Below are 2,534 nucleotides of genomic sequence, written 5' to 3' on the forward strand. Positions count from 1 at the left end.
TAAGCGCATTACTCACTTGCAAGAGGAGGCGATACACCATGTCTTGCCCATTAAACGAGAAGAGCGGATATATCCGAGAGCAATAAAACCAAAGGCAAAGAAATACCCCAATAAAAAGAAAGCCAGTCAGCTTAACTGACTGGCATTAAGCTTACCGCTTCCTTTTTCAATTTTAGGCAATAAAGGATGAAATTATGCCAATAATGCCACCAAAGATCCCGCCCCAAACGACCAACCAGCCTAGGTGTTCTTTGATCATTCTCTGAACGATTTCCTTAACCAGTTTGGGCGTGAGTTCATTGAGGCGCTGATCGATGATGTTCTCAACGTTAGTGCGTATTTCATCCATCATCGCTGGGGCTTCAAACTGTTCTTTTAAGGCATCTTTGATGGTGTCGCTCTGACTCATGTCGACAATCGCTAGTTTCATTTTCTCGACAAAAGGTTGTTTCATAGGTTGGAGCGCATCTGTGCCACCAAACATCGCCAGCATACCACCAAATTGAGAGTTGGCGATGACGTCAACGAGTGAGTCAAACGTTGGGTTAAAATCTATCTTTTCAATCACAGGCTCAAGGTTAAGGGACTTGCCGCCAGCCATTTCCTTGCTTAAGAACTTGTCGATGTTTTCTTGGGTAAAAAACTGCTCCATCATCAGTGTCTTGATTGCTGATTTAAATTCTTCAAAACGCGCAGGAATAACACCGGAACCATAGAGACCAGGCACCTTTTCAAATAGCATATGAATGGCAAGCCAGTTGGTGATGGCGCCTGAAAACGCAAATAGTCCAGCGTATAAGGCAATTTGGTTGTCTGCTTGATAGCCACCTGTTAGTAAAGCGAGTGCGATAAGATTGGTTAGTAAGCTCTTGTTCATTGACAAATAAGGTGTTTATTTACGATGGAGAGGAGTATATACCAAGTCAAATATGAGATGTCACACAAATTGATTTGGCGCTCTGATGAAATCGCCAAATCGAATCTAGGATTTTGAGCTTATCGTTCTTCGGCTAATAAAATAGCTTGTTTGATGTTTTCAGGTATAGAAGCTTTGGTGTGGTGCTTAAAGTCAAACATGACGCAAGTGGCTGAACCAACGGTCGTCACTTTACCAGTGCTTTCACTTACGATCTGGTACTCCATTGTGAATCGGTCATCTTGCAAGTCAGTGACACGGGAACCAATTAACAGCGTATCTGGATAAGTGACTGGTGCTTTGTATCGACACTCGGTGTGGCTGAGCACAGGGCCTATATGGTTTTGTTTTAGGTTAACGAGCAGAATGATTTTGTTGAAGTAGTCGAGTCTTGCTGTTTCAAAGTAGCGGAAATAAACCGCGTTGTTGACGTGTTGCAAAGCGTCCATCTCGACCCTAACAGCCAGTTTATGACGCGTAATATCTAATTTAACTTAGCAATAACCCAAGAGTGCGAGTGCTATATATTGGTGCGTTGGTGCACTTTAATAGTGCAACAATACAGGTCCAAATACCACATTGCTCTAACGGCAAGATGCCGCAAAGTGTCCAACATCAATTTGGATGCAATTTTCATCTGGTGAGAATTACACCAATCTGATGGGTCGTTATTCTTATCCGCAGTTACTACTCTAGAGCCACATATGCCACCTAGTAGGTGTTCTACACGATGAATCTGATTGTTAATATTCAAAAAAGTGTGCGAAAGCATGGCTTTGAGATGGCCACGAGACAAGCTTGGCGTTGTGGGGTAAAAGCCAATTTAGTTAAGCGAGTTATTGGCGTTGCTCGTGGACAAATTGTGTGTGTCGTTGAAGGTGTTCGTCCTGAACTATCGACAGAGATAAATAACGCGCTTCACACTGATGACAAGCAGGGCAGATATGTGTTTGTCGGAGGCATTGTTTGGCTCCCCAATGATTTGCTCGCCCCCGGTTTTCCCAACTTTATGTTTATGCACGTTAGAAATCTAGGTAGCAAGCATAAATACATGACTGATGAAGAGCTGTTCTTAAATTTGGCGTAGGTAAGCGATGGTAGCGTTATTTTTTAAATGTCTGATTGGTGCCGCCGCTGTGTTGGTGATTGCACTGCTGTCCAAATCGAAGAACTTTTTTATTGCTGGTTTAGTACCGCTGTTTCCAAGCTTTGCTTTGATCGCGCATTACATTGTCGGCTCAGAGCGGAATATGGAAGATTTACGAGCCACAGCCTTGTTTGGCCTCTACTCACTGCTCCCCTATGCTAGCTATCTGTTAGCTGTCTACTATTTCAGCTATCGCTTTAGTTTGGTTCAAACCCTAAGTATGGCTACCGCCGTTTGGATTGTGTCAGCGATGATGTTGCTCGTAATTTGGACCAGAGCTTTAGCGGTCAGTTAGAAGAAAGCCTAGAGTTCGACTCTAGGCTTTTTTGTTTTCAGCCCTAAACCACCTACTTCAGTAGGTGGTTATCATCCGTTTCGGCTTTGCCTGTAAAACTACTCATGCTAAATGCGTCTTTGATTTTTCCAGAAGTCAAAGAGGACAAATAACATGAGTAGATACAATCAAGCTTC

4 protein-coding genes and 1 pseudogene are annotated in these 2,534 nt (G+C 43.2%); 3 read left to right on the top strand and 2 right to left on the bottom strand.

Features of this window, described 5'->3' with window-relative positions:
* Positions 1-139 (top strand): annotated as a pseudogene (locus QTN95_RS20200) (IS4 family transposase); the annotation flags it as partial.
* Positions 140-172: 33 nt separating this feature from the next.
* On the opposite strand, the gene QTN95_RS20205 reads toward QTN95_RS20200, so the two are convergent.
* Both QTN95_RS20205 and QTN95_RS20210 read right to left on the bottom strand, forming a co-directional pair.
* The gene (locus tag QTN95_RS20205; protein WP_331418774.1) at positions 173-877 is read right to left on the bottom strand and encodes a DUF445 domain-containing protein; all 705 of its coding nucleotides are present in this window, start codon (positions 875-877) and stop codon (positions 173-175) included.
* Between the two features lie 119 nt (positions 878-996).
* Positions 997-1,365, bottom strand: coding sequence for an acyl-CoA thioesterase (locus QTN95_RS20210; protein ID WP_331418775.1), 369 nt, complete (start codon positions 1,363-1,365; stop codon positions 997-999).
* Between the two features lie 281 nt (positions 1,366-1,646).
* On the opposite strand from QTN95_RS20210, the gene QTN95_RS20215 reads away from it, so the two are divergent.
* Complete coding sequence (locus QTN95_RS20215; protein WP_331418776.1) at positions 1,647-2,003, top strand: acyl-CoA synthetase; 357 nt, start codon at positions 1,647-1,649, stop codon at positions 2,001-2,003.
* Between the two features lie 7 nt (positions 2,004-2,010).
* Complete coding sequence (locus tag QTN95_RS20220) at positions 2,011-2,358, top strand: GlpM family protein (RefSeq protein ID WP_331418778.1); 348 nt, start codon at positions 2,011-2,013, stop codon at positions 2,356-2,358.
* Positions 2,359-2,534: the final 176 nt, after the last annotated feature.

It is taken from the genome of Vibrio sp. M260112 (assembly GCF_036533775.1).
In the GTDB taxonomy this organism is placed as follows: Bacteria; Pseudomonadota; Gammaproteobacteria; order Enterobacterales; family Vibrionaceae; genus Vibrio.

What these genes read in the sequence shown, in the direction of transcription:
- QTN95_RS20215 (WP_331418776.1), top strand. Translation starts at nt 1,647, where the DNA reads ATGAATCTGATTGTTAATATTCAAAAAAGTGTGCGAAAGCATGGCTTT.
- QTN95_RS20210 (WP_331418775.1), bottom strand. Translation starts at nt 1,365, where the DNA reads ATGGACGCTTTGCAACACGTCAACAACGCGGTTTATTTCCGCTACTTT.
- QTN95_RS20220 (WP_331418778.1), top strand. Translation starts at nt 2,011, where the DNA reads ATGGTAGCGTTATTTTTTAAATGTCTGATTGGTGCCGCCGCTGTGTTG.
- QTN95_RS20205 (WP_331418774.1), bottom strand. Translation starts at nt 877, where the DNA reads ATGAACAAGAGCTTACTAACCAATCTTATCGCACTCGCTTTACTAACA.